The sequence below is a fragment of the Acidovorax sp. ACV02 genome, assembly GCF_014851475.1.
GTDB lineage: Bacteria > Pseudomonadota > Gammaproteobacteria > Burkholderiales > Burkholderiaceae_C > Acidovorax > Acidovorax delafieldii.
In genome coordinates, this window is sequence record NZ_JACUZU010000003.1 from 121,080 (window position 1) to 146,100 (window position 25,021).

The 25,021-nt window shown below is 67.3% G+C and carries 21 protein-coding genes; 10 read left to right on the forward strand and 11 right to left on the reverse strand.

What is annotated here, in order from left to right; genetic code table 11:
- Nucleotides 1-8: 8 nt before the first annotated feature.
- The 4 genes from IB236_RS07855 to IB236_RS07870 are packed head-to-tail and all read left to right on the forward strand — an operon-like array spanning nucleotide 9 to nucleotide 3,378.
- Nucleotides 9-1,085: an alpha/beta hydrolase family protein gene (locus tag IB236_RS07855; RefSeq protein ID WP_370539898.1), complete on the forward strand. Its 1,077-nt coding sequence runs from the start codon at nucleotides 9-11 to the stop codon at nucleotides 1,083-1,085.
- A 57-nt stretch (nucleotides 1,086-1,142) separates the two neighbouring features.
- Nucleotides 1,143-1,433 carry a 2TM domain-containing protein gene (locus IB236_RS07860; protein WP_056748347.1) on the forward strand — a complete coding sequence of 97 codons (291 nt, stop codon included), beginning with the start codon at nucleotides 1,143-1,145 and terminating at the stop codon, nucleotides 1,431-1,433.
- Entirely contained in the window at nucleotides 1,430-2,506 is a 1,077-nt protein-coding gene (locus IB236_RS07865) for a sensor histidine kinase (RefSeq protein ID WP_192419927.1), read from the forward strand. Before IB236_RS07860 ends, IB236_RS07865 begins: the two co-directional genes overlap by 4 nt.
- Nucleotides 2,503-3,378 carry a LytTR family DNA-binding domain-containing protein gene (locus IB236_RS07870; RefSeq protein ID WP_121942309.1) on the forward strand — a complete coding sequence of 292 codons (876 nt, stop codon included), beginning with the start codon at nucleotides 2,503-2,505 and terminating at the stop codon, nucleotides 3,376-3,378. Before IB236_RS07865 ends, IB236_RS07870 begins: the two co-directional genes overlap by 4 nt.
- Before the next feature lie 16 nt (nucleotides 3,379-3,394).
- Here the strand turns inward: IB236_RS07870 and IB236_RS07875 are convergent, their stop codons facing one another.
- The 11 genes from IB236_RS07875 to IB236_RS07925 all read right to left on the reverse strand — a co-directional run bounded on the left by IB236_RS07875 (nucleotide 3,395) and on the right by IB236_RS07925 (nucleotide 20,456).
- Nucleotides 3,395-4,858, reverse strand: a complete 1,464-nt coding sequence (locus IB236_RS07875; RefSeq protein WP_192419929.1) for an efflux transporter outer membrane subunit — start codon at nucleotides 4,856-4,858, stop codon at nucleotides 3,395-3,397.
- Entirely contained in the window at nucleotides 4,855-8,028 is a 3,174-nt protein-coding gene (locus tag IB236_RS07880) for an efflux RND transporter permease subunit (protein ID WP_192419931.1), read from the reverse strand. The genes IB236_RS07875 and IB236_RS07880 overlap by 4 nt, the downstream gene beginning before the upstream one ends.
- Nucleotides 8,029-8,866: 838 nt before the next feature.
- Nucleotides 8,867-11,977, reverse strand: a complete 3,111-nt coding sequence (locus tag IB236_RS07885; RefSeq protein ID WP_192419933.1) for an MdtB/MuxB family multidrug efflux RND transporter permease subunit — start codon at nucleotides 11,975-11,977, stop codon at nucleotides 8,867-8,869.
- A gap of 54 nt (nucleotides 11,978-12,031) precedes the next feature.
- Nucleotides 12,032-13,795, reverse strand: a complete 1,764-nt coding sequence (locus IB236_RS07890; protein WP_192419935.1) for an efflux RND transporter periplasmic adaptor subunit — start codon at nucleotides 13,793-13,795, stop codon at nucleotides 12,032-12,034.
- A gap of 150 nt (nucleotides 13,796-13,945) precedes the next feature.
- Complete coding sequence (locus IB236_RS07895) at nucleotides 13,946-14,587, reverse strand: LysE family translocator (RefSeq protein ID WP_116747667.1); 642 nt, start codon at nucleotides 14,585-14,587, stop codon at nucleotides 13,946-13,948.
- 143 nt (nucleotides 14,588-14,730) lie between these two features.
- A complete protein-coding gene (locus tag IB236_RS07900) occupies nucleotides 14,731-15,351 on the reverse strand; it encodes an ABC transporter ATP-binding protein (protein WP_192419937.1) in 621 nt (206 codons plus the stop codon).
- 30 nt (nucleotides 15,352-15,381) lie between these two features.
- Entirely contained in the window at nucleotides 15,382-16,299 is a 918-nt protein-coding gene (locus IB236_RS07905) for an EamA family transporter (RefSeq protein WP_192419939.1), read from the reverse strand.
- Entirely contained in the window at nucleotides 16,296-17,306 is a 1,011-nt protein-coding gene (locus IB236_RS07910) for an SDR family oxidoreductase (RefSeq protein ID WP_192419941.1), read from the reverse strand. Before IB236_RS07910 ends, IB236_RS07905 begins: the two co-directional genes overlap by 4 nt.
- Nucleotides 17,303-18,238, reverse strand: coding sequence for a bile acid:sodium symporter family protein (locus tag IB236_RS07915; protein WP_192419942.1), 936 nt, complete (start codon nucleotides 18,236-18,238; stop codon nucleotides 17,303-17,305). Before IB236_RS07915 ends, IB236_RS07910 begins: the two co-directional genes overlap by 4 nt.
- Before the next feature lie 4 nt (nucleotides 18,239-18,242).
- The gene (locus IB236_RS07920) at nucleotides 18,243-19,553 is read right to left on the reverse strand and encodes an NAD(P)/FAD-dependent oxidoreductase (RefSeq protein ID WP_225581028.1); all 1,311 of its coding nucleotides are present in this window, start codon (nucleotides 19,551-19,553) and stop codon (nucleotides 18,243-18,245) included.
- 72 nt (nucleotides 19,554-19,625) lie between these two features.
- On the reverse strand, nucleotides 19,626-20,456 hold the full coding sequence (locus tag IB236_RS07925; RefSeq protein ID WP_192419947.1) for an SDR family oxidoreductase: 831 nt from the start codon (nucleotides 20,454-20,456) through the stop codon (nucleotides 19,626-19,628).
- Between the two features lie 89 nt (nucleotides 20,457-20,545).
- Here IB236_RS07925 and IB236_RS07930 point away from each other — a divergent pair, with 89 nt between their 5' ends.
- From IB236_RS07930 to IB236_RS07955, 6 genes are all read left to right on the forward strand, one after another.
- Entirely contained in the window at nucleotides 20,546-21,298 is a 753-nt protein-coding gene (locus IB236_RS07930) for an IclR family transcriptional regulator (protein WP_056066991.1), read from the forward strand.
- A gap of 45 nt (nucleotides 21,299-21,343) precedes the next feature.
- Nucleotides 21,344-21,712: a hypothetical protein gene (locus IB236_RS07935; RefSeq protein ID WP_056066989.1), complete on the forward strand. Its 369-nt coding sequence runs from the start codon at nucleotides 21,344-21,346 to the stop codon at nucleotides 21,710-21,712.
- A gap of 163 nt (nucleotides 21,713-21,875) precedes the next feature.
- Nucleotides 21,876-22,844, forward strand: coding sequence for an MBL fold metallo-hydrolase (locus tag IB236_RS07940; RefSeq protein WP_192419949.1), 969 nt, complete (start codon nucleotides 21,876-21,878; stop codon nucleotides 22,842-22,844).
- Entirely contained in the window at nucleotides 22,822-23,490 is a 669-nt protein-coding gene (locus IB236_RS07945; RefSeq protein WP_192420563.1) for a histidine phosphatase family protein, read from the forward strand. The genes IB236_RS07940 and IB236_RS07945 overlap by 23 nt, the downstream gene beginning before the upstream one ends.
- 333 nt (nucleotides 23,491-23,823) lie before the next feature.
- A complete protein-coding gene (locus IB236_RS07950; protein ID WP_192419951.1) occupies nucleotides 23,824-24,720 on the forward strand; it encodes a transglutaminase family protein in 897 nt (298 codons plus the stop codon).
- A 108-nt stretch (nucleotides 24,721-24,828) separates the two neighbouring features.
- Entirely contained in the window at nucleotides 24,829-24,999 is a 171-nt protein-coding gene (locus tag IB236_RS07955; protein WP_008902830.1) for a hypothetical protein, read from the forward strand.
- The last annotated feature ends 22 nt before the right edge of the window (nucleotides 25,000-25,021 follow it).

Consider the following 25,021-nt stretch of genomic DNA (forward strand, 5'->3'; position numbering starts at 1 on the left):
ACACGGCCATGACAAAAACCTGGATGGCCTGGTGCCTGGCCTTGCTGGCCGCAGCCGTCATCACGGCCAGCCCCGCCCATGCAGGCGTGGGCCTCGCAGAGTTGCCCGGGCAACAGGGCGACGGCCCCGTCACGGTGTTCTATCCGGCACAAGAGGCCGACCAGCCCGTGCAGCGCGGCCCTTTTGCGCTGCAGCTGGCCTGGCAGGGCACACCCGTGGCGGGCAACGGCCGTCTGGTGGTGGTGTCGCACGGCTCAGGCGGCAGCCCCTGGGTGCACACCGACCTGGCCCGTGCACTGGCGCAGGCCGGCTTTGTGGTGGCCCTGCCCGAGCATGCCGGCGACAACTACAAAGACCACTCCACCCCCGGCCCGGAGAGCTGGAAGCGCCGCCCCGCCGAGGTCTCCCGCGCAGTGGATGCCGTCGCACAGGACGCGCGCCTGGCGCCGCTGCTGGCGCTGGACAAGGTGGGCGTGTTCGGTGGTTCGGCCGGGGGCCACACCGCCCTGGTGTTTGCCGGGGGGCAATGGTCTCCCGCCCGCTTCAAGCAGCACTGCGAGGCCCATCTGGCGGAGGATTTTTCGTCCTGCGTCGGCTTCACCACCCGCCTGCACGGCAACTGGCTGGACGGCATCAAGAAGGCCGTGGCCATCACCATCATCCGCCACCGCTTTGGCGACGAGACGCTGTATGCACACACCGACCCGCGCGTGGCGGCCACGGTGGCCGTGGTGCCGTTTGCGGCCGACTTCGACATGGACAGCCTGACTACCCCCCGCATCGCGCTGGGGCTCATCACTGCGGGCAAGGACGTCAACCAGATTCCACGCTTTCACAGCAATGCCGTGCTGGCCGCGTGCCAGGACCGCTGCACGCACATTGCCGACCTCCAGGACGGCAGCCACGGCATCATGCTGTCGCCCATGCCACCGCTGGACCGCATGAACGACCTGACCCGCGCGCTGCTGGGCGACCCGCCCGGTTTTGACCGCAGCGTACTGCCGCAGGTGGACGCAAGCACCGTGGCATTCTTTGCCAAGCACCTGCAGCCGCTCAAGCCGGTCTCACTCACGCCACGCCCATGACAGCACCCGTGCGGACGCGTTGCTGCGCCCATTGAGCCGCCTAGAATGCAAAGCTCCATGCCCATGACACCCGAAGACCTCGACCAACTCGCCCGCCGCCGCGCCAACGCCAAGCTGGGCTGGTACCTGCATGCGATGGCCTTCGTGCTGGTCAACGCCCTCATCTTTGCCATGTCGCGCTATGCGTTTGGCACACGCCCGTGGTCGGTGTACCCGCTGCTGGGCTGGGGGCTGGGGCTGGTGCTGCATGGGGTGTCGGTGTTTCTGCTGGGCTCCGGCAGCGGCCTGCGCGAGCGCATGGTGCAGCGCGAGCGCGAGGCCCTGCAGCGCCGCCAAGACCGGCCATGAAGCTGCGCCACGAGTTCAACGGGGTCAGCAAGCTGCGGCACTACCTGCAGGTGGTGGCCTTCACACTGGTCGTGGCCACCATCCAGTGCACGTTCATGCCCGACAAGCCCTATGGGCCGCCCGTGGTGTATTCGGTGCTGATCGGCACCTTCACCTGGGCCATCATCGACCTGGGGCGGGAGTTGATACCCTCCGCCGCCGAAACGGGCTGGCCACACGGCTGGCAGGGCATTGCGCTGGTCCTGGTGGGCATCGTCGTGGGTTACCTGGCGGGCACCTTGCTGGCCGACGCGCTGTGCGTGCACTACTTTCACTTCTACCCGCCGGGGGCGTTGATCTCCGGTGCAGACCAGCGCACGTCCATCCTCATCACGGCCATTGCGGGGCTGGTGGGCACGTTCTACTTCTACGCCGTCAACAAGTCGGCCTACCTGGAGAGCAAGATGGCCGAGGCGCGCATGCACGCCAGCGAATCGCGCCTGAAGCTGCTGGAGACCCAGCTGGAACCTCACATGCTGTTCAACACCCTGGCCAACCTGCGCGTGCTCATCGGCACCGACCCGGCCCGGGCGCAGCACATGCTGGACCGCATGATTGCCTACCTGCGCGCCACGCTCAGCGCATCGCGCAGCACCCAACACCCGCTGGCGCTGGAGTTTGAGCGCCTGCGCGACTATCTGGAGCTGATGGCCGTGCGCATGGGCCCACGCATGGCCTACACCCTGGACCTGCCCGATGCCCTGCGCGATGTGCCGGTGCCGCCCCTGCTGCTGCAGCCGCTGGTGGAAAACGCCATCCGCCACGGGCTGGAGCCCCAGGTGGAAGGCGGCCACATCACCGTGCGTGCAAGCACCCAGGCAAGCTCCCAAGGCCTGTTGCTGGTCATCGAGGTACAAGACACCGGGGCGGGCCTGCCCGTGCCAGGCCCCGGCCAGAGCTTTGGCCTGGCCCAGGTGCGCGAGCGTCTGGCCACGCTGCACGGCGCTGCAGGCGCTCTTGAATTGATAGCAATAGAGCCAAATGGCACTAGCGCTACCGTCACATTTCCCTTGAAATCTTCCGCCACACCATGACAGAGCGAGCCCCGCGTGCCCTGATTGCCGAAGACGAACCGCTGCTGGCCGCTGCCCTGCAGCAGGACCTGGCCCACGCATGGCCAGAGCTGCAAGTGGTGGCCCTGGTGGGCGACGGCCGCTCGGCGGTGCGGCAGGCGCTGGACTTGCGGCCCGACGTGCTGTTCTTCGACATCCGCATGCCCGGCCAGAGCGGCATCGAGGCGGCCGCCGAACTGGCCGACGCATGGCCGGATGACATGCCCTTTCCGGCGCTGGTGTTTGCCACGGCCTACGACCAGTACGCCGTGCAGGCGTTTGAAGCGCAGGCGGTGGACTACCTGCTCAAACCCATCCAGGCCGACCGGCTGGCGCGCACCGTGGCCAAGGTGCAGGGCCTGCTGGCCCAGCGCGCCTCAGCCGCTGCAGCAACCGGTGCACCACCCGCTGCACCTTCGGCGGCGTTGCCCTCGCCCGAACTCGAAGCCACCATGGCCCAGCTGCGCGCGCTGCTGGGCGCTCCTGGCGTGGGCACTGCACCCGCCGCCGCGCCCGCCACTGCCGCAACGCGGCTGAGCGTGATCCAGGCCAGCCATGGCACGCAGATCCACATGGTGCCGGTGGCGGACGTTGTGTACTTCGAGGCGGCCGACAAGTACGTGCGCGTGCTCACGGCTGAGCGTGAATACCTGATCCGCACCGCGCTCAAGGAGCTGATCGAGCAGCTCGACCCGCAGGAGTTCTGGCAGGTGCACCGCAGCACCCTGGTGCGCGCCACGGCCATTGCCACCGTCACGCGCGACGAGGCGGGCAAGCAGCACATCAGCCTGCGCGGGCGGCCCGAGCGGCTGCCGGTGAGCCGCCTCTACGCGCACCTGTTCAAGGCCATGTAGGGGCCTGACGTGGGCTTCAAGCGGGCGGCAGCGCCTCCCAGCGCCCAGCCACATTCTTCAACAGCGCATTCACCGCCGTCAGGCGGCGGCTCTTCACGTCGATCAGGCTGCGCTGTGACGACAGCACGGTGGTCTGGGCCGCCAGCACATTCAGGTAACCCACGGTGCCCGCACGGTACTGGTTCTCCACCACGTCCAGCGCACGCTGGGCGGCCGCGGTGGCCTCGCGCTGCAATTGTTCCTCCTGCGCCAGCGCAGCGGCGGCCGTGAGGTTGTCCTCCACCTCCTGCAGCGCGGTCAGCACCGTCTGGCGGTAGGCGGCCGTGACCTGCGCGTGGTTGGCGCGGGCCGTCTCTACGGCGGCACTGCGCGCGCCGCCATCAAAAATCGACGCCGCCAGCGCAGGCCCCAGCGACCAGAACAGGTTGGGCGCGCTGAACAGGTCGGCCAGCGACGCCCCGCGGTATCCACCCGCTGCCGACAGCGTGAGCGTGGGGAAATACGCCGCGCGCGCCACGCCGATCTGCGCGTTGGCCGCGGCCACGCGGCGTTCTGCAGCGGCAATATCGGGGCGGCGCTGCAGCAGGTCGGACGGCAAGGCCTGGGGCACGTCAGCCGGTGCGGGCAACGTGGCGGTGGGCTCCAGCGCAAAGGCAGCAGGCGCCTGCCCCAGCAGCGCCGCCAGCGCGTGCTCCAGCTGGCTGCGCGTGGTTTGGGCCTCCAGCAGCTGCACCTGGGTGGACTTGTACTGCGCCTCCGCCTGCGCCACATCGGCGCTGGACGCCACACCGGCCGCCTGGCGGTTGCGCGTCAGCTCCCAGCTGCGGTCGTAGGCCTTGAGCGTCTCGCCCAGCAGCGCAGCCTGGGCCTCGGCCGCGCGCAGCGAAAAATATGTCTGCGCCACGGCAGCCTGCAGCGACAGGCGCGCAGCGGCCAGGTCGTCGGCGCTGGCCTGGGCGCTGGCCTGCGCCGCACTCACCCCGGCAGAGATGCGGCCCCACAGGTCCAGCTCCCAGCTGGCAGACAGGCCCAGCGAATGGCTGGTGCTGATGCGCGCGGTGCTGCTGCCATCCCCCTGATTGCTCAGCTGCGTGCCGCTGCGCGCGCGGCTGCTGCTTGCATTGGCCCCCACGGTGGGCAAGGCCGCAGCACCACTGCTGGTCACAGCCGCCTGGGCCGCACGCAGGCGGGCAGCGCTCTGCGCCAGTGTGGGGCTGTGGGCCTCGGCCTGCTGCTGCAGGCGGTCCAGCACAGCGTCGCCGTACACGGTCCACCAGGTCTCGGGCAAGGCGGTGGAGGCCCGCGGCTGCGCGGGCTTCCAGATGCCCTGGGCCTGGGCGGCGGCCTGCTCTTTGTAAGCGGCCGGAATGTCCATGCTGGGCCGCTCGTACGGCGGCGTCTGCGCGCAGCCTGCCAGCCACAGGCCGCTGGCCACCAGCGCAGGCCAGGCGACCCGACGTGAAAAAATGAAAGAGGTCATCCGTCGTTTCCTTGCAATACCACCGGGGCCGCAGGCACGGCGCCCGCTGGCTTGCGGCGCCGCCCCACCGCGCGCAGCACGCGCGCACGTAGCCGGTCGAGCGCCACGTAGACCACCGGCGTGGTGTAGAGCGTGAGCCACTGGCTTACCAGCAGGCCGCCCACAATCGCAATGCCCAACGGCTGGCGCAGCTCGGCACCATCGCCCCGCCCCAGGGCCAGTGGCAGTGCCCCAAAGATGGCGGCCACGGTGGTCATCAAAATGGGGCGCAACCGCAGGTTGCATGCGCGGTATATGGCCTGCGCGGCTGTGACAGGCGCCCGGCCCGGCTGCCCCTGCTGGCGTTGCCGCGTGAGGGCAAAGTCAATCATCATGATCGCGTTCTTCTTCACGATGCCGATCAGCAGGATCACGCCAATGAGTGCGATGAGCGAGAACTCGGTCTTGAACAGCATGAGCGCCAGCAACGCGCCCACCCCCGCAGACGGCAGCGTGGACAGGATGGTGATGGGGTGCACCAGGCTCTCGTACAACATGCCCAGCACCAGGTAGATGGTGATGATGGCTGCCAGGATCAGCAACGGCTGACCCGCCAGCGCGTCCTGGAACGCCCCCGCCGTGCCGCTGAACGAGCCGCGCACCGACACCGGTACGCCCAGCTCGGCCACCGCATTGTTCACCGCCTCGGTGGCCTGCGACAGCGACACCCCCGGCGCCAGGCTGAAGCTGATGCTGCTGGCGGGCGTGCCCCGGTCGTGGTTGACCGACAGCGGCGTATTGGTGGTGGTGATGCGCGCAAACGCTGTGAGCGGAATCTGCTGGCCCTGGCTGTTGACGAAGAAAAATCCGCGCAGCGTCTCGGGGTTCTGCAGGTAGCGCGTCGCGGCCTCCATGACCACGCGGTACTGGTTGAGCGGGTTGTAGATCACGCCCACCTGGCGCTGGCCGAAGGCGTTGTTGAGTGTGGCGTCGATCTGCGCCATGGTCAGGCCCATCCGGGTCACGGCATCGCGGTCGATGACCAGCGAGGTCTGCAGGCCAAAGTCCTGCACGTCGCTGTTCACGTCCTCCAGCTCGGGCAGCTGGCTCAGCACCTGGCGGATGCGTGGCTCCCAGGTGCGCAGGTCGCCAATGTCGTCGGCCTGCAGGGTGTAGTCGAACGAGGCACCGCTCTGCCGCCCGCCAATGCGGATGTCACGCTGCGGCACCATGAACAGGCGCGCGCCCGGCTCGTTCTTGAGTTGCTCGCGCAGCCGCGTTATCACGGCCTCCGAACTCTCCTGCCCGGGCCCACGCTTGAGGGTCATGAACATCTGCGCCGCATTGCGCTGCCAGCCCCCCGTGAAGCCGGTCACATGCTCCACGGCCGGGTCGGCCTGCACGATGGACAGGAAACGCTGCAGCCGCTGCTCCATGGCCTGGTAGGACGTGGCCTGGTCGGCCCGGATGAAGCCCGAGATGCGCCCGGTGTCCTGCTCGGGCATGAAGCCCTTATCGATGGCGGTGTAGAGGTACACGTTGAGCCCCACCACACACACCAGCGCCAGCAGGGCCACGGGCTGGTGGCGCAGGCACCAGGCCAGACTGCGGCGGTACAGGCGCATGCCCCGCACCTGCATACGATCCACCCAGCGACCGATCCGATGGCTGAAGGCCGCAGCCCAGCCCCTGCGCCGCGCCGTTGCCGGGCTGTGGGGCTTGAGCAGCGCGGCACACATCATGGGCGTGGTGGTGAGCGACACCACCATCGACACCAGGATGGCCGAGGACATGACGATGGCGAACTCGCGGAAAAACCGCCCCACGATGCCGCCCATGAACAGGATGGGAACAAACACCGCAATCAGCGAGATGCTCATCGACACCACCGTGAAGCCGATCTCGCGCGCACCGTCGAGCGACGCCCGCAGCGCGGTCTTGCCCCGCTCCATGTGGCGCATGATGTTCTCCAGCACCACGATGGCATCGTCCACCACAAAGCCGGTTGCCACCGTGAGCGCCATCAGCGAGAGGTTGTCGAGCGTGTAGCCCGCCAGGTACATCACGCCAAACGTGCCTGCCAGCGACACCGGCACCGCCACGCTGGGGATCAGCGTGGCACGCCCGTTGCGCAAGAACAGGAACACCACCAGCACCACCAGCGCCACGGCAATCAGCAGCGCGCGCTCCACCTCCTTGACGGAAGCCCGCAGCGTGGGTGTGCGGTCGGACACCACCTCGATGTCGATGGCCGCCGGGATGGAGGCCTGCAGCGCGGGCAGCAGCGAGCGCACGCGCTCCACGGCTTCGAGGATGTTGGCGCCGGGCTGCTTGTACACCTGCAGCAGCACCGCCGGCTTGCCATTGGCCACGCCGAAGTTGCGCACGTCCTGCACCGAGTCCACCACGTCGGCCACGTCCTGCAGGCGCACGGCCTGCCCGTTCTTCCAGCGCAGCACCAGGGGCGCGTAGTCGGCCGCCACACGGGCCTGGTCGTTGGTGGCCACCTGCCAGTAGTGGTCTTCCCGCTCCACCGCGCCCAGCGGGCGGTTGGCGTTGGTGCTGACGATGGCGCTGCGCACCTGCTCCAGCGAGATGCCATTGGATGCGAGCCGCACCGGGTCCAGCTCCACACGCACTGCAGGCAGCGCGCCGCCGCTGACCGTGGCCTGGCCCACACCCTCGACCTGCGAGAGCTTTTGCGCCAGCACGGTAGAGGCCGCGTCGTACATCTGCCCGCGTGTGAGCAGGTCCGACGTGAGCGCCAGGATCATGATGGGCGAGTCGGCCGGGTTGACCTTGCGGTAGGTCGGGTTGCTGGGCATGCCCGTGGGCAGCAGCGTGCGCGCGGCGTTGATGGCGGCCTGCACATCGCGCGCTGCGCTGTCCACGTTGCGGTCCAGGTCGAACTGCAGCGTGATGGAGGTGCTGCCCAGAATGGAGCGCGAGGTGATCTCGGTGACACCCGCGATGGCGCCCAGCGACCGCTCCAGCGGCGTGGCGACGGTGGCGGCCATGGTGTCGGGGCTGGCACCGGGCAGGCTGGCGCTGACCGAGATGGTGGGGTAGTCCACCTGCGGCAGCGGCGCCACGGGCAGCAGGAAGAACGACACCGCACCCGCCAGGGCCAGGCCCAGGGTGAGGAGCATGGTGCCGATGGGGCGATGGATGAAAGGGGCGGAGAGGCTCATGGGTGGGCTCTCCGGGTGGTTTTGGGGTGTTTTTGGCTGGATGCGCTAGTGGGATATGCGCTCGCTGCTATTGTTTTTGTAGTTTCTGGCTGCGTGCGCTGATTGGGCAGCATGCCTTGGTCGAGGGCGGAGGCCGGGAGTCGCCCGGCAGGCGAGGCACTTTTCTTTGCTTCGCCAAAGAAAAGTACCCAAAAGAAAGGCGACCCCACTGTCTGCGTCCCCTGCGCTTCGCTACGGGGCAACCTGCGGTGCTCGGGTTTGGCGGGGTCTCGCTCGAACTCGCTTCGCTCAGACAATCGTGAGCCCTGATCCGCCAAACCCTGCGCTCCTCGGCGCATCCGGAGGGGCAAAGGGAGCCAAACAGCCACGCAGGCCTTTGCTTCGCTCGGCCCCAACTCGCCGGCGCAGGCGCCGCGCGCTGCGCAGGCCGGGCCGAGCGCAGCGATGGCCCGAATGGATGTTCGGCTGTCCCACCCCTGCTGGCTGCGCCTGCGGCGGGGCGGTTGCGGGGTGAGCATGGGCGTCGAAGCGCCCATGCCTCGTGAACTGACTCGCCGTGGATGTCTGAACGAAGCTGCAACGCAGCGCAGTGAGTTCCACGGCGCACCCCGCAACAGCCCCGACGCGGGTTTGCCCCTTCGCCCAGCGAAGGGGTCGCAGACTGGGGGTCGCCTTTTCTTTGGTGACTTTCTTTTGACGAAGCAAAAGAAAGTTACTCGCTCGCCGGGCGACTCCCGGCCTCCACCCTGAACCCGAGCATGCTTGTCAAACCAGCACGCCAAAGCTTCAACACGGCCAGCCCGAACGGCAAATGAAAAAGCGCAACCCGAAGACGCCATCACGCCACCTCGACGTGCCGCCCACGCCACTGCTGCGCCCACCCCTCAAACGTGAGGTAAATCACCGGGGTCGTAAACAGCGTGAGCAACTGACTCAGGATCAGCCCGCCCACCATCGTTACCCCCAGCGGATGCCGCAACTCGCTGCCCACCCCGGTCCCCAACATCATCGGCAACGCCCCCAGCAAGGCCGCCAACGTCGTCATCAAGATGGGCCGGAACCGCAGCAGACACGCCTGATAAATCGCATCTCGCGCACTCAGGCCTTCGTCCCGCTGCGCCTCCAGCGCAAAGTCGATCATCATGATCGCGTTCTTCTTCACGATGCCGATCAGCAGCACGATGCCGATGATGGCAATGATGTCCAGGTCCAGCCGCGCCGCCATCAGCGCCAGCAACGCCCCTACCCCAGCGGAGGGCAGCGTGGACAAGATCGTGACCGGGTGCACCGTGCTCTCATACAGCACGCCCAGCACGATGTACATGGTGACTACCGCCGCCAGAATGAGCAGCAGCGTGTTCGATAGCGACGCCTGGAACGCCAGCGCCGCCCCCTGAAAGCTCGTCTCCACCGACAGCGGTAACTGCCCCTCGGCCTGCACGGCGGCCTTCTCGCGCTCGATGGCCGCCACAGCGTTGCCCAGCGACACCCCCGGCGCGGTGTTGAACGAAATGGTGGCGGCGGGCAACTGGCCCACGTGGTTGACCACCAGCGGCATGTTGCGCTCCTCGATGCGCGCCACCGATGACAGTGGCACCGGCGCACCAGTGCTCGACGGCACATAGATGCTCTGCAACGCCTCGGGCCCCACCTTGAACTGTGGCGCCACCTCCAGCACCACGCGGTACTGGTTGGACTGCGTGAAGATGGTCGAGATCAGCCGCTGGCCAAAGGCGTTGTACAGCGCGGCATCGATGCCCGCCACCGTCACCCCCAGGCGGCTGGCCTGGGCGCGGTCGATCTGCACATAGGCCTGGCGGCCCTGGTCCTGCAGGTCGCTGGCCACATCCGTCAGCTCGGGCAAGGCGCGCAAGCTGCGCAGCAGCTCGGTGGTGCTGGTGGTGAGCTGCTGCATGTCGGGCGATGACAGCAGCCACTGGTACTGCGTGCGCGCCACCCGGTCTTCAATCGTCAGGTCCTGCACGGGCTGGATGAAGAGGCGGATGCCCGGCAGGTTCTGCACGCGCTCGGCCAGGCGCTGCTGCACCACACCGGCCTTGTCGCGCTGTGCATGCGGCTGCAGGTCGATCAGCAGGCGGCCGGTGTTGAGCGTGGTGTTGGCGCCGTCGACGCCGATGAACGACGAGACGCTGCGCACGGCGGGGTCTTGCAGCAGCCGTTCGGCCACGGCCTGCTGGCGCTCGGCCATGCCAGCAAACGAGATCGACTGGTCCGCCTCGGTGGTGGCCTGCAGCGTGCCAGTGTCCTGCACCGGAAAGAAGCCCTTGGGGATGAACAGATACAGCACCACGGTGAGCGCCAGGGTGGCCGCAAACACCAGCCAGGTGGTGCCCCGGTGGTTCAGCACCCAGCCCAGCATGCGGCCATAGCCTGCGATGGTGCGATCAAAAAAATGTCCCGTGGCGCGGTACAGGCGGCCGTGGCTCTCCTCGGGCGTGTGGCGCAGCAGGCGCGCGCACAGCATGGGCGTGAGCGTGAGCGACACCACGGCCGAGATCAGGATGGACACGGCCAGCGTGATCGCGAACTCGTGGAACAGCCGGCCCACCACATCGCCCATGAACAGCAGCGGGATCAGCACGGCGATCAGCGAGATGGTGAGCGAGATGATGGTGAAGCCGATCTGCTGCGAGCCCTTGAGCGCAGCCGCGAGGGGTGCCTCGCCCTCTTCCACATAGCGGGCAATGTTCTCGATCATCACGATGGCATCGTCCACCACAAAGCCGGTGGAGATGGTCAGCGCCATCAGCGTGAGGTTGTTGATGGAGAACCCCGCGAGGTACATCACCCCACAGGTGCCGATGAGCGACAGCGGCACGGCCACGCTCGGGATCAGCGTGGCCGAGGGGCTGCGCAGGAAGACAAAGATCACCGCCACCACCAGCAGCACGGCCAGGCCCAGCTCCACCTGCATGTCGCGCACCGAGGCGCGCACCGTCACCGTGCGGTCCGTCAGCACCTGCACATCCAGCGACGCGGGCAAGGTGCTTTGCAGCTGCGGCAGCAGGGCCTTGATGCGGTCCACCGTGTCGATCACGTTGGCGCCGGGCTGGCGGCGGATGTTGAGGATCACGCCGGGCTTGGCCCCGGTGTCTGCCGTGCCCGCCCAGGCGGCGAGGCGGGTGTTCTCGGCATCGTCGACCGTTTCGGCGACGTCCTTCAGGCGCACGGGAGCGCCATTCTTGAAGGCAATGATGAGGTCACGGTATTCGGCCGCCGACTGCAACTGGTCGTTGGCATCGATGGTGGAGGCACGGGCCGGGCCGTCGAAGCCGCCCTTCGCCTGTTTGACGTTGGCGGCCGCAATGGAGGTGCGCACGTCCTCCAGCGTGAGGCCCAGTTGCGCCAATGCCGTGGGGTTGGCCTGGATGCGCACAGCCGGGCGGCGACCGCCCGCAATCGCCACCAGGCCCACGCCCTGCACCTGCGAGAGTTTGGGTGCCAGGCGGTTTTCCACCAGGTCGTTCACGCGGATCACGGGCAGCGAGGGCGAGGTGATGGCCAGCGTGAGGATGGGCGCATCGGCCGGGTTGACCTTGCTGTACAGCGGCGGCATGGGCAGGTCGCTGGGCAGCAGGTTGCTGCCCGCGTTGATGGCTGCCTGCACCTGTTGCTCGGCCACGTCCAGCGCCATGTCGAGCGCAAAACGCAGCGTGATCACCGAAGCCCCACCCGAGCTGGTGGACGACATTTGCGACAGCCCCGGCATCTGGCCGAACTGCCGCTCCAGGGGGGCCGTGACGTTGGAGGTCATCACATCGGGGCTCGCGCCCGGGTACAGCGTGGTGACCTGGATGGTGGGGTAGTCCACCTCGGGCAGGGCCGAGGTGGGCAGCAGCCGGTAGGCCATCAGCCCCGCGATCAGGATGGCCACCATCAGCAGCGCAGTGGCGATGGGGCGCAGGATGAAAAGGCGCGACAGGTTCATGGCGGCGAGTGCGCTGGCAAGACAGGCAGGGGAGAAACCGGGGTGCCGCTGCGCTCAGCGCGCCGGGCTGGCTGCGCCACCCTGGGACGGCGGCTGCTGTTGCAGCCGCTCGCGGATGTAGGCACGGCGCTCCTCCTGCGGCATTGCCATCACGCGGGCGCGCTCGTCGGCGGGCATCTGGTCCAGCAGTGCCTTCACCTGCGGAGGGATGCCCCGCGGGGGTTCAGAGCTACGGTCTGCAGGCGCTGCGGGGGCGGCGGGCGTTGCAACGCCTGGGGATGCTTGCGGTGCAGCTGCTCTGGGTGGTGCTTCGCTGCGCTGCTGTTGTGGCGCAGCAGAGGCCTGCGGGGCAGCGGCGGGAGCACCCACACCCGACGCCGAAGAGGCTGCAGCAGACGCCGCCGACGCTGGAGCCGCTGCGCCGCTCGCGCCCATCTGCGCTCGCCGCTCGCGCAAGAAGGCGCGGCGCTCTTCGGGGCTCATCTTCTGCAGCTTTTCACGCACATCGGGGGGCAGGGATGCCATGAAGGCGCGGCGCTGCGCGGCCTGGTCCTGGGCCGCCTGGTCGGCGCGGGTGACGGCACCGGCATCGATAACCGCGACCTTGGCGCCTTCGCGCAGGCGGTCGATGCCGTCCGTGACCACCTGCTCGCCCTCGCGCAGCTCGCCTTCGACGCTCACCCGGTCGCCGTCGGTCACGCCCACGCGGATGCGGCGCTGGGTCACGGTACTGTCTTCCTGCACCAGGTAGACATAGTTGTTCTGCACGGCCGTGGCCGGCACAGTCAGCACGCCCTGGAGCAGGTTGACCTGCAGGCGCACGTTGACGAACTGGTTGGGGTACAGGGCGCCGTCTTCATTCGCAAAAGCGGCCTTGACCTTGATGGTGCCGGTGGCGCTGTCGATGGCGTTGTCCAGCGCCACCACACGGCCCTTGGCCAGCTGGCGGCGGCTGTCGCGGTCCCACAGCTCCACGCTCAGCTCTTCGCCTGCGGCCATGCGGCGACGCATCTGGGGCAGGTGCGCCTCGGGCACGGAGAACGCTGCATCGATGGGCCGCACCTGGTTGATGGTGACGATGCCGTTCGCGTCGCTCGGCCCCACCACGTTGCCCCGGTCCGCCTGGCGCAAGCCCAGGCGGCCGGCAAATGGTGCGGTGACCTGGGTGTAGCTCAGTTGCAGGCGCGCGGCGTCCACCTGCGCCTGGTCCGAGGCCACGGTGCCTTCCAGCTGCCGCACCAGTGCGGCCTGAGTGTCCACCTGCTGGCTGGCGATGGAGTCGCGCGCCAGCAGGTCCTGATAACGCTTGAGGTCGAGCTGCGCATTCTTGAGCAGCGCCTGGTCACGCTGCAGCGTGCCCTGTGCCTGCGACAGCGCCGCCTGGTAGCTGCGCGCATCGATCTCGGCCAGCACCTGGCCTGCACGCACCTCGTCACCCTCCTTGAAACGCACCGACGTCAGCTCGCCGCCGACCTTGGCGCGCACCACGGCGGTGGCGCGGGCGCTCATGGTGCCGATGGCGCTCACCACCACCCGCACATCACCCCGCTGTACGGTGCCTACCGACACGGGCTGTACGTTGCCGCCGCCAAAGCGCCCGGGCCCACTGCCGGGCTTGCGCGCCGCGTTGGGCCCCGTGGCGGCACCGCCAGCGCTGGCCGCGGCCGCTGCATCCTGGCGCTGTTTCCACCACCAGGCACCACCTCCCACCGCAGCCAGCGCCACGGAGGCCAGTAACAACGCGGAGATCCAGCGCAGCTTGCCAGACTGCAATCTTGCGGGCCTCTGTGGACGGGTCAACGAACGGTTCAGGGGCATGGTGGGGCGCAACGAGGAATGAGCGAACGGGTATGGTAGCCAGCGCACCCCCCGGGGCTGCCGCCCGGCGGGTACCCTTTACCGGGGATTTACGCGCGCTTTGGGCGGGGTTTACCGATGTATCGGCTCAGCCCCGCCAGGGGGCAGCAATCAGCGGTTGGTGGCCAGCAGAAGGCCGCCAGCACCCATGAAGAAACCGCCGGTGGCCTTGTTCAGGCGGGCCACACCGCGCGAGGTGCGGATGAAGCGGCGGATCTGGCGCCCGAAGCTGGCGTAAACGGCCGTCGAGACGAATTCGCTGCCCAGATAGATGGAGCCCAGCACCAGAAACTGGCGCGCGGCAGGCTGCGCGGGGTCGATGAACTGCGGAAAGATCGCCGCGAACAGGATGATCGCCTTGGGGTTGGTGATGCCCAGCAAAAACTCCTGCGCAATGAGAGCACGCAGATGGAACTGGGCCTGTTGACCCGATGCCTGGCCACTGCCAGGTGCATCCTCCAGCGCCAGGCCGCTGAACTCGCGGCTGTGCCAGGCCTTCCAGCCCAGCCAGAACAGGTAGGCAGCCCCCACCCACTTCACCGCCGTGAACGCCGCTTCGGACGCCAGCAGCATCGCCCCCAGCCCCACCGCAGACACCGTCAGAAAGATCGCGAACGCCGCTGCCCGGCCCACCGTGGCGATCATCGCGGGGCCCACGCCTGCGCGGATGCCGTTGTTGAGGCCACAGAAGTTGTTGGGCCCCGGGGTGAGCGAGATGGCGATGGCAACCGGAACAAATAGCAGCGCATCCATGGGACGGTCCTTGCAGGGTGAGGCGTATGTGAGGGGGAACGGTCAGCACCGCAGTCTACGGCAGACCCTGCCTACACGGCCGACCCCAGAGCACATGCCCCCAAGGCGCCCTCTACCACCTCATAACGCCTTAGAACAGGTTCTTACAGATCCAGCACCGAGCCCCAGGGCACATCGGGCAGGGCTTCGTAATGCGCCACCACGGTCAGGCGGTCTGGTCTGGCCGCTTGGGATGCCAGCGCCTGCGCCAGATAGCGAATGGAGGGCTTGTCCAGCCCGCCCACAGGCTCGTCGATCAAGGTCAGTGGTGCATTCGAGGCCAAGGCCCCTGCCATGAGCACCTTGCGCTTGCTGCCGGTGGACAGGGCGTAGAAAGGCTTGTCCAGATGCTCGTACAGGCTGAACCCGTCGATGTGCTCCACCAAGGCTGCCACATCCCATTGAGGGTAGCGTGCGGGCAGGCTGTCGAGCCAACCCCTGGCAGTGAGCGGGTCCCACTCGCTGGATCGCGGGTCCGACCAGAAGACCCGTGGTGCCGAGGCCTTGGCGGACTGGTTCAGGTCCACCCCTTGCAGCGTGATGCTGCCAGCCTGCGCCGTCAGCTCGCCAGCCAGCAGACGCAGCAACGTGGTCTTGCCGGTGCTTTCATCACCCCGCACCAGAGCCAGGCCCGGGGGCCAGGCCAGCGACAGGTTGTCCAGCACAGCACACTCCGGGTACGCAAACCGCAACCCCTTCACCCACAAAAACACGCTCTCAGCCACCCTGTCTCCTCGATGCGGAAAGCGAACATTCTAGGAAGCTGCCGCACGCCGGGCCCACCACAAGCCTCCCACCTGGTTCACCACCAGCCCGCAGAGCACTGCGGCTGCGCCCAACCACTGCAGAGGCGCCGGGGTTTCACCCAGAAAGGCATAAGCCGCCCACAGCCCCACCACCGGCACCAGCAGCGAAAACGGCGTGACCCGCCCCGCCGCATGGCGTTGCAGCAGCTGCGTCCACAGCGTGTAGGCCAGCAGCGTGGCCAAGAAGGCCAGGTAGGCCACGGCCAGCAACCCGGTGCCGTTCAAAGACTGCAGCTGTGCCCACACGGCGGTGGAGCCCTCGCTCCAGAACGCCAGCGCAAAGAACGGCCCAATGGGCACCACACTGCTCCACACGATGAACGGAAACGGCGCATACGCCCCGGCCTGTGCTGCGCGGCGCGCCACCAGATTGGACACCGCCCACATGAATGCGGCGCCGAGGGTGAGCACAAACCCCGCCAGCGTCATCTGGCCCGGCCCCTCGCCATGCGCGAGGCCGATGGTCATCAAGCCGCCGAACGCCAGCAACAAGCCCCCCCACTGCCAGGGCTTGGCACGCTCACCCAGCAACGGCGCGGCCAGCAGCAAAGTGAAGAACGCCTGGGTCTGCATCACCACCGACGCCATGCCCGCCGTCATGCCCAGCTGCAGCCCCAGAAACAGAAAGCCGAACTGCCCCAGCCCCTGCGCCATCCCGTAGCCCACCACAAAGCGCCAGGGCAAGGCCGGACGCGGTACGAACAACAAGAAGGGCAGCGATGCCGCCGTAAAGCGCAGCGCGCCCAGCAACATGGGACTCAGGCCCTGCAGGCCGAGCTTCATCACCACAAAGTTCAGCCCCCAGATGACCACCACCGCCAGGGCACGCAACAGGTCGCCACGGCTCAAGGCCGCGGGCGTACTCATGCGGCCGCCACGGACACGCCCGCAGCTACGGGGCGGCCCTGCAGCGCCCGGGCAGCGACGAAGGCGTCAAACGCCTGGGCGCTGGTCTTGCCAGGCACATAGCCCAGCACTTCCTTGAGCGCGGTATTCAACAGCACGGGCCGGTAGCGCAGAAAGTCGAGCTGTTCGGGGCCGTAGCGGCTCACGCCGAGCGCGGAGCCCACGGCCAGCGCGGTGCGCAGCAGCCCTGCAGGTAACTCCAGCACGGGCTTGCCCAAGCGCTGGGCAATCTCGCGCAAGGGCAAGGCACCGTCGCCCGCCAGGTTGAAACAGCCAGCCCGCTGCGTGCGCAGTGCATGCAGGATGGCACCGGTCACGTCTTCGTCCCAGATGAACACGAACGGGCTCTCGCTGCCCCGGATGGCGAGCAGGCGCGGCTTTTCGAACAAGGCGGTGATCTGGTTGTCCACCCGCTCGCCCAGGATGGTGCCGATGCGCAGCACCGTCTGCGCCAGCGCCGGGTGCTGCGTGCGGTATTGCGCCAGCATCTCTTCCACCAGCCGCTTGTGGTGCGAATAGGCAAAGACCTCGTTGCCCCGCAGTGCGTCGGTCTCACGCAGCCATGCGGGGTTGTCGGCGTGGTAGCCATAGGCCGCACCGCTGGAGCTGACGACCAACTGCGTCACGCCGATGGCCACACAGGCATCCAGCACGTTCTGGCTGCCCAGCACGTCCACCGAATATTCAAACTCGCGGCTGGAGCCTTTGCCGGGGGTGACGATGGACGCCAGGTGCACCACGCTGTCGATGGCGGTGTCTGCCAGCGTCTGCGCCAGACCGGGGTCGCGCACGTCTTGGACCCCATAGGTCACGCCGGGCAGGCGACGCTCGGCGGGCACATCGCGCACATCGGTCGCCACAATGGTCCCGACCCCTTCACGCGCCAGTGCAGCCACCACGCTGCGGCCCAAGAAACCGTCTGCGCCCGTGACCAGAATGCGGCGGCTTTTCCACCCCATGCCGGTCATGTGCGCAGCTCCTTGCGGGCATCGGCCGCCGGTAGTTCGGCGGGCCTGCGCCCCCACCAGCCTGCCAGTGACAGCCCCGCGATGATGTCCCAGAAGCCCCACACGCCCGCCACCACGGCCATGCCCCCCAGCCCGCCAAAGAAGCTGAAGATCAGCACCAGACCCAGCCCTGCGTTGCGGATGCCCACCTCGATGCTCACCGCGCGCCGGTCGTAGTCCGGCAAGCCGCTGAGCCGCGCGCAGGCGTAGCCGGTGCCGAAGGCGAGCGCATCGTGCAACGCTACGGCCAGCAGCACCAGGCCCACGTAGTCCAGAAAGTAACGCCAGTTGCCCGCCACCGCGCCCACGATGAAACCGATGAGACACAGAAAGCTGAGGATGCGCACGGGCTTGTTCACGCGCTGTGTGAAGCGCGGCAGCTTTTCTGCGCACAGGATGCCCAGCACAAAAGGCAGCCCGATGATCACCACGATGTGACCCGCCATCTCCAACGGGTCAAGCGCAATGCTGCGCAGCAGCGGCGCCGCCGTGGGGTGCATGCCGCCCCAGAACGCGAAGTTGAGCGGCATGAGCACGATGGCCAGCGCGTTGGAGATGGCCGTCATCGACACCGACAGCGCCACATTGCCTCCTGCGCGGTGCGTGAGGATGTTGCTCACATTGCCGGGCGGGCAGCAGGCGACCAGAATCATGCCCAGCGCGATGCTGGGCCCGGGCTTGAGTAGCAGCGTGAGCACAAAGGTCACCGCAGGCAATACGATGAACTGCGCGGCAATGCCCACCGCCATGGCACCGGGCATGCGCAGCACGCGCTTGAAGTCCGCCACGCGCGTATCCAGCGCAATGCCGAACATGAGAAAACCCAGCACCACATTGAGCACCACCAGCGACGCGGGGTTGAAGTTGAGGCGTATTTCGTCCACAGGCAGCATGGCGTCAGTCCTTTCTAGCGAGGGCTGCGGCGGCAGCGCGCACCGCGTTGCGGTAGGTGTCCTTGTGCACGTAATACGCCATGCGTTCGAGCTGGAGGTACTTGAAGCCACCCGACAGATCGGGCGGCGGCCCGGCCTTGGCCTGTCGTAGCGCCTGGGCGCGCGGCGATCCCTCGGCCTGCGCCTTGAAAAAGCGCGCCACCAGCTCCGCTTGTTCATAGCGGCCCTGCCAGCCGATGCCACTGGCCTCGATCATGCCCATCATGGCCAGGTTGTCGAAACGGGGTGACAGGATGTTGAGGTAGAGCTGCGGCGCCATGCCCTGCCAGTTGAGCAGGCTGTGGTCGATGAAGGGGTAGTGAAGCTTGTAGCCCGTGGCACAGAGCACCAGGTCATAGTCCTGCGCGCTGCCGTCCTTGAAGTGCACCGTATGGCCTTCAAAACGCGCGATGTCGGGCTTGACGTGAATATCGCCATGGCCCAGGTGGTGCAGCACCAGCGAGTTGACCACCGGGTGCGACTCGTACATCTTGTAGTCGGGCTTGGGCAGGCCAAAGCGCGCAGGGTCGCCAGTGAACCATTGCAGCACCACGCTGTCCACCTTTTGCTTGAGCCAGGGCGGCATCTTGAACTTGCCGCCCAGCGTGTCTGCGGGCTTGCCGAACACATACTTGGGCACGAAGTAGTAGCCGCGCCGCACCGAGATGTCCACGCTGCGCGCGTAGTGCACCGCATCCACCGCAATGTCGCAGCCCGAGTTGCCCGCGCCCACCACCAGCACGCGCTTGCCTTTGAACAGCTCGGCGCTCTTGTAGGCGCTGGTGTGCAGCAGCTCCCCGTCAAAGTGCCCCTCAAAGCGCGGCATGCTGGGTTCGGCCAGCGTGCCGTTGGCAATCACCACGCCCTTGAACTCTGCCGTTTGCGCGGGCCCACCGTGCTGCGTCCACGTCACGCGCCACAGCGGCGCAGTGCCCTCCCCCACCGGTTCGACCCGGAGCACGCGCGTGCCAAACCAGAAGTGCTGGCGCAGGCCAAAGTGCTCTGCAAAGTCGAAGAAATACTGGCGCATGTCCCGGTGGCTCGGATAGTCGGCCACTTCGGGGCGCATGGGGAACTCGGTGAACTCCGTGGTGTGCTTGCTGGAGATCAGGTGCGCCGATTCGTAGACCGTGCTGCGCGGGTTGTCGATGTTCCACAAACCACCCACATCGGTGTGTGCTTCAAAGCCCTGGAAAGGCACGCCCAGCTTCTGCAGATTGCGCGCCGCAGCCAGCCCGCTGGGGCCGGCGCCGATGAGGGCGATGTGGTCGCGCATGTCCTGTGCGAGCGGCGTCGAAGGGCTTGTCTCCGGCATCGTTGTTGTTGTCATCATTCGCTTTTTTCTCTCTCAGGTGTCGATGTTCTTGTCTGCGCGCACTGGCAACCCCGGAATGGCGGTGGCCCCCGCCTCGCCCACGCGCGGCTTGCGCGGCTGGCCCAGCAGCAGCCGGTCGTGCAGGGCATCAGGCAACAGGTTCAACAGGCGCGCCAGCCAACCAATGCGCGCGGGCAGCACGATGTGGGTGCGCCCCCGGGCCACAGCGGCCAGCAGGGCACGCGCGGCGTCCTCGGGCTCCATCAGGCCGGGCATGGCAAAACGGTTGCCTGCCGTGAGCGCGGTGCGCAGGTAGCCAGGGCTGACCGTGCTCACCACGATGGAATCGCCGCGCAGCTCGGCACGCAGACTCTCCAGGTAACGGATGAGCCCGCCCTTGCTGGCGCAGTACGCGCCATTGCCCGGCATGCCCCGCCAGCCCGCAATGCTGGCCACCCCCACCAGCGCGCCGCGCCGCTGCGCGCGCAGGGCCGACACAAAGGGCTGGAAGGTGGTGGCGGCGCCCAGCAGGTTGATCTCCAGCATGCGCCGCATCACAACCAAGTCGTCGACCTGGGCGGTGTCAAAACCCCCGGCCACCCCGGCATTGGCGATGACGAGGTCAGGCGTTCCCCAGCGGCCCATCCAGTCGGCGGCCATGGCCTGCATGGCGGTAACGTCGGCCACATCGGGCGTATAGACAGCACAGCGCTCTGGCGCCAGTGCGGCCAAGGTTTCCAGCGCGGGCCGGTTCAGACCCACCAGCGCCACGGCAGCGCCCTGGCCGATCAGCTCGCGCGCCAGCGCCTGGCCCAGCCCGCCACAGGCGCCGGTGAGCACTACGTTCTGGAAAAAGGCGGTCATGAAGCTCCCGGTGAATTGGGTTTGCAGCTTAGCCACAATGCTGAATAATCCCGAAATGTTTTACGAATTCGTCTCGAATTTCGAGATTTATGACCAACACACCGCCCAGCCTGCGCTTGTTTGAACTGCTGGAAACGATGTGCGCCCAGGGCCAGCCCTTCAGCCTGGGCGATGCCATCGAGGCCACCGGCTGGCCCAAGCCCAGCGTGCACCGCATGCTGGGCCAGCTGGAGGCCGGTGGCCTGCTGGCGCGCGAGCCAGACGGGCGGCGCTACACCCCCGCACCACGTCTGCTGCGCCTGGCCGAAAGCACGCTGAGCGCGGGCACCCAGCATGGAGTGCGCCACGCTGTGCTGCGGCAACTGGTGGCGGACATTGGAGAAAGCTGCAACCTCACGGCGTTGAGCGGCGCTGAAGTGATCTACCTGGACCGGGTGGAGTCAGCCTTTCCGCTGCGCATGGAGCTGCGGCCCGGCACCCGCGTGCCCATCCACTGTTCGGCCAGCGGCAAGCTGTTTCTGGCCCACCTGTCGTCCGCACGCCGGGCCGCCATCCTGGACGGCCTGCCCCTCACCCGCCACACGGCCACCACCCTGACCGACCGCGCCGCACTGGAAGCCGAGCTGGAGCAGATCCTGCGGCAAGGCTATGCCACGGACGCCGAAGAGTTTGTGGACGGCCTCGTCTGTGTGGCCGTGCCCGTGTTGGCCGGTGGGCGGCGCCAAGTGCGCAGCGCCGTGGCACTGCAGGCACCCTCTGCCCGCATGCCGCTGGGGCGGGCGCTGCAACTGGTGCCCCGGCTGGGAGAAGCCGCGCAGGCCCTGGGCCGGACCTGGGCTTGAGCCATCGCGCAGCAACTCCCGACACATTCATAACCTGCTCTCACCATGCAACTGAACTACCTCGACTTTGACTACAGCGAAGACGCTGACGGCAACGGCACCCTGGATGCCATGGCCAGCGTCTTGCCCGCGCAACTGCCTGCCTTGCAGAACGAGATCGCTGCCGTGCTGGCCTGGGCGCATGCACACTGGCCCGGCGCCTGCGCACCGCAGGAAGACGGCGGCGCGTGGCACTACGACCTGCACGGCGTACAAGAGGTGCAGAGCCCCTTGACCTTGTCCTTTGACGATGCGACGGGGCAACTGCACATGACCACAGGCAGTGCCGCGCCGCCGCGCACCACGCTGACCCTCACCCTCAGTGGCAGCAGTGACTTCTGTACCGCTTTGCGCGAAGCCTTCGATATGGAATGAGCCGCCTCTTCATGGCCTCCAACCCAGCCAACCCAAAGGGTTAACCCCAATTAGCGACCAAAAGCCCCACGTTGCATACAGGTTAGTGCGCCATCCCTCGTTTTCCTGAGGTCCAGCGCTACAGTTGCGACTCATTAGTTCAACCCGAGACTGGAGAGTTTTTATGCTGTCACGCCGTCACTTCCTGGGCGCAAGCCTGGCCACCACCGTTTACGCAGCGGGCTCGTTCGTGCCCGTGTGGGCGCAGAACGCACCCAATTTCGGCACGCCCACCTTGCCCAGCCCTGGTTTCCGTCGCATGAAGGTGGGGGACGTGGAGGTGATTGCACTGAACGATGGCATCACTCGCCGCCCTTTGGGGGAAGAATTTGTGAAGAACGCACCGCTGGCCGAAGTGCGTGCGCTGCTCGCATCGCAAGGCCTGCCCACCGACTACATCGATGTGCCATACACCCCCTTCCTGGTGGTGGCGGGCGCACGCAAGATCCTGATCGATACTGGCCTGGGCGAGTTTGGTGGTGCCACCACCGGCAAGCTGCTGGACAGTCTGCGCGCTGCTGGCATGCAGGCCTCCGACATCGATACCGTGCTCGTCAGCCACTACCACGGCGACCACATCAATGGAATCCGCAACAAGGCGGGTGAGCTGGTGTTTCCGAAAGCCAAGGTGATGGTGCCTGCAGCCGAACATGCCTTCTGGATGGACGACGCGCGCATGGCCGCCGCCCCCGCAGGCATGAAGGGTGCGTTTGACAATGTGCGCCGCACCTTTGCCACCATGCCAGCCGATGCGCTGGTGCGATTTGAAGCGGGCACCGAGGTTGCGCCAGGCATCCAGTCGGTGGCCGCCTACGGCCATACGCCGGGCCACACGCTGTTCGGGCTGAAGTCGGCAGGCCAGAACTTCTTCTATGTGGCAGACCTGACCAACGTGCCCGCATTGTTCGCGCGCAACCCCGACTGGGCCGTGACCTTTGACATGGACGCAGAGGCTGCGCGCAAGGTCCGCCGCGAGGTGTTCCAGCGCATCACCACCAGCAACGCCATGCTGGGCGGCTTCCACTTCCCCTTCCCTGCGTTTGGCCGCGTAGCAGCGGCGGGCAATGGCTATGCCTTCCAGCCAGCTGCCTGATGCCGAAGCAGCCGGGGATCAGGCTGCGACGGAAGGTACGCGCGTCACACGGCGCACCTTGCTGGGCAGGGGCGCGGCAGGCGCATTAGGTGGCGGACTGGCCCTCACAGCCCTGCAGACCTGGGCGGCCCAGGAAGCGGGTGCCGAGGTCTTGCTGCGCCAGGGCGGAGTGGTGGCGTTGTTTCGCCACGCGCTGGCCCCCGGCACCTTCGATCCCCCGGGTTTCCGCCTGGGCGACTGCGGCACCCAGCGCAACCTGAACGATGAAGGCCGGAACCAGGCCCGGCGCATTGGCGAGTGGTTCCAGACGCGGCAACTGCGTCCGGAGAAGGTGCTGTCAAGCCCCTGGTGCCGCTGCATCGACAGTGCCACCCTGGCTTTCGGTGCACCACAGGTGTGGACGGCTCTGGGTTCGCCCAGGGGCTACTCCGAAACCACGGGGGAGAGCCACCTGCGCGAACTGCGCCAGGCGCTGGCCGCAGCGTCTGCGCGCAATGGCCGGTTTGAGGTGTGGTTCAGCCACATGTTTGTGCAGTCCGATCTGGCACGCGACAGCACCAGCTCGGGCGATGCGCTGATCTTGCGAGCCCCCCGAGGTGGCGACGTGCAGGTGCTGGCGAGGCTCTCGGTCACCGGATCAACCTGACCAGCGTCTGCTGATGCTGGCGGGAGATCGCGCTCCCGCGCACCGTGGTGCACGGGCCATCGGACTACACGCTGGCGATGCCCTGGGGCGTATCCTGAAGATTCCCAGCCCTGCCAGATACCCCGGCGCGGCGCACACCCAGGAGCCGCCGATGACACCGTCCCACACACTGGGTGAACCCGCAGCCTGCAGGCCCCGTCGCTGAGAGCTGCTATGGCCTTCCTCTCCAGCGCCCCCCGCCTTACCACCGCTTCCAACGAACCTGCGCGATGGCCCGCGAATGCCGGCGCGCCCCTGGCGCAGGCAATACCAGGCAGCCAGCGTGGTGTTCGCATGGACCTGCAGATTGACCTGCGCTATGAGATCGACAGCTACGGCGCCGATTTCGTGTTCAACATCCACGCCGCACAAACACCCCACCAGATCGTCCACAACGAGCGCCTGGTGCTCAGCCAGGACATTCCCCACCAGATCCACACAGACCCTGCGACGGGTAACCGCTATCTCCGGCTGCATGGTGAGCCTGGCATGCTGGAGCTGACCTACAGCGCTACGGTGGACATACGCCACCACCGTGCCGACCCCACCCAACTGGCCGAGGTGCCTGTGCGACACCTGCCGCCGCATGTGATGGGCTACATCTACCCCAGCCGCTATTGCCAGTCTGACCGCCTGCTGCGGCTGGCCCTGAACGAGTTCGGCGCCTTGTGGCAGGGCCACAGCCGCGTGCAGGCTATCCGTGACTGGGTGAACCGGCATGTGGCGTTCACGTCCAACACCTCCAACTCCAACACTTCGGCCGTCGACACGCTGGTGGAACAGGTCGGAGTGTGCCGGGATTTCGCCCACCTGATGATTGCACTGTGCCGCGCCGTGAACATTCCGGCCCGCTTCACCACGGGCACCGACTACGGCGCCGACCCAGCGCTGGGCCCGCCGGACTTTCATGCCTACGTGGAGGTGTATCTGGGCGACCGCTGGTATCTCTTCGACCCTTCGGGCACGGCCATCCCCATGGGGCTGCTGCGGTTTGGCACCGGCCGAGATGCCGCTGACGTGGCGTTTGCCACCATCTTTGGCGGAGTGCGGGCACAGCCCCCCACCATCCACACCCGCGCGGTGGAGGACCCTGCCCAGGGGTGGGTGCTACCTCACCACTGCGCCGAGGCGCTGTCCACCGACCAGGGGACGTCGTACGGGGCGCGTTTCGTCGCGCAATCGGGAGTTTGACCTTCCGCCTGTCGCCTCTGGCGGGGGCGGCAGAAAGGCCTGTTGGCCACCCCTGATTGCGGCTGTGGCCTAATATGCCCCTTTTCTCCACTTTCTCAGAGACCTACCATGGGCAACAAGATCGTCACCGAAGCAGACCGCAAGCGCACCCCCCAACCCAAGCCAATGCCCGGCGTGACGCTGAACACCCCTGGCCGTGGCCAGCGCGTGAGCCTGGAGCGTGGTGTCGCCACGCGCAGCAAGAAGAACCCTGGCAAGCGCTCGCGCAAGGGCGGCTGATCAGCCCTCCGGGGGCGCCGCG

Bases quoted from the DNA above. Each gene is read 5' to 3' on its own strand.
- IB236_RS07855 (WP_370539898.1), top strand. From the start codon at position 9: ATGACAAAAACCTGGATGGCCTGGTGCCTGGCCTTGCTGGCCGCAGCC.
- IB236_RS07860 (WP_056748347.1), top strand. From the start codon at position 1,143: ATGCCCATGACACCCGAAGACCTCGACCAACTCGCCCGCCGCCGCGCC.
- IB236_RS07865 (WP_192419927.1), top strand. From the start codon at position 1,430: ATGAAGCTGCGCCACGAGTTCAACGGGGTCAGCAAGCTGCGGCACTAC.
- IB236_RS07870 (WP_121942309.1), top strand. From the start codon at position 2,503: ATGACAGAGCGAGCCCCGCGTGCCCTGATTGCCGAAGACGAACCGCTG.
- IB236_RS07875 (WP_192419929.1), bottom strand. From the start codon at position 4,858: ATGACCTCTTTCATTTTTTCACGTCGGGTCGCCTGGCCTGCGCTGGTG.
- IB236_RS07880 (WP_192419931.1), bottom strand. From the start codon at position 8,028: ATGAGCCTCTCCGCCCCTTTCATCCATCGCCCCATCGGCACCATGCTC.
- IB236_RS07885 (WP_192419933.1), bottom strand. From the start codon at position 11,977: ATGAACCTGTCGCGCCTTTTCATCCTGCGCCCCATCGCCACTGCGCTG.
- IB236_RS07890 (WP_192419935.1), bottom strand. From the start codon at position 13,795: ATGCCCCTGAACCGTTCGTTGACCCGTCCACAGAGGCCCGCAAGATTG.
- IB236_RS07895 (WP_116747667.1), bottom strand. From the start codon at position 14,587: ATGGATGCGCTGCTATTTGTTCCGGTTGCCATCGCCATCTCGCTCACC.
- IB236_RS07905 (WP_192419939.1), bottom strand. From the start codon at position 16,299: ATGAGTACGCCCGCGGCCTTGAGCCGTGGCGACCTGTTGCGTGCCCTG.
- IB236_RS07910 (WP_192419941.1), bottom strand. From the start codon at position 17,306: ATGACCGGCATGGGGTGGAAAAGCCGCCGCATTCTGGTCACGGGCGCA.
- IB236_RS07915 (WP_192419942.1), bottom strand. From the start codon at position 18,238: ATGCTGCCTGTGGACGAAATACGCCTCAACTTCAACCCCGCGTCGCTG.
- IB236_RS07920 (WP_225581028.1), bottom strand. From the start codon at position 19,553: ATGCGCGACCACATCGCCCTCATCGGCGCCGGCCCCAGCGGGCTGGCT.
- IB236_RS07925 (WP_192419947.1), bottom strand. From the start codon at position 20,456: ATGACCGCCTTTTTCCAGAACGTAGTGCTCACCGGCGCCTGTGGCGGG.
- IB236_RS07930 (WP_056066991.1), top strand. From the start codon at position 20,546: ATGACCAACACACCGCCCAGCCTGCGCTTGTTTGAACTGCTGGAAACG.
- IB236_RS07935 (WP_056066989.1), top strand. From the start codon at position 21,344: ATGCAACTGAACTACCTCGACTTTGACTACAGCGAAGACGCTGACGGC.
- IB236_RS07940 (WP_192419949.1), top strand. From the start codon at position 21,876: ATGCTGTCACGCCGTCACTTCCTGGGCGCAAGCCTGGCCACCACCGTT.
- IB236_RS07945 (WP_192420563.1), top strand. From the start codon at position 22,822: ATGCCTTCCAGCCAGCTGCCTGATGCCGAAGCAGCCGGGGATCAGGCT.
- IB236_RS07950 (WP_192419951.1), top strand. From the start codon at position 23,824: ATGGACCTGCAGATTGACCTGCGCTATGAGATCGACAGCTACGGCGCC.
- IB236_RS07955 (WP_008902830.1), top strand. From the start codon at position 24,829: ATGGGCAACAAGATCGTCACCGAAGCAGACCGCAAGCGCACCCCCCAA.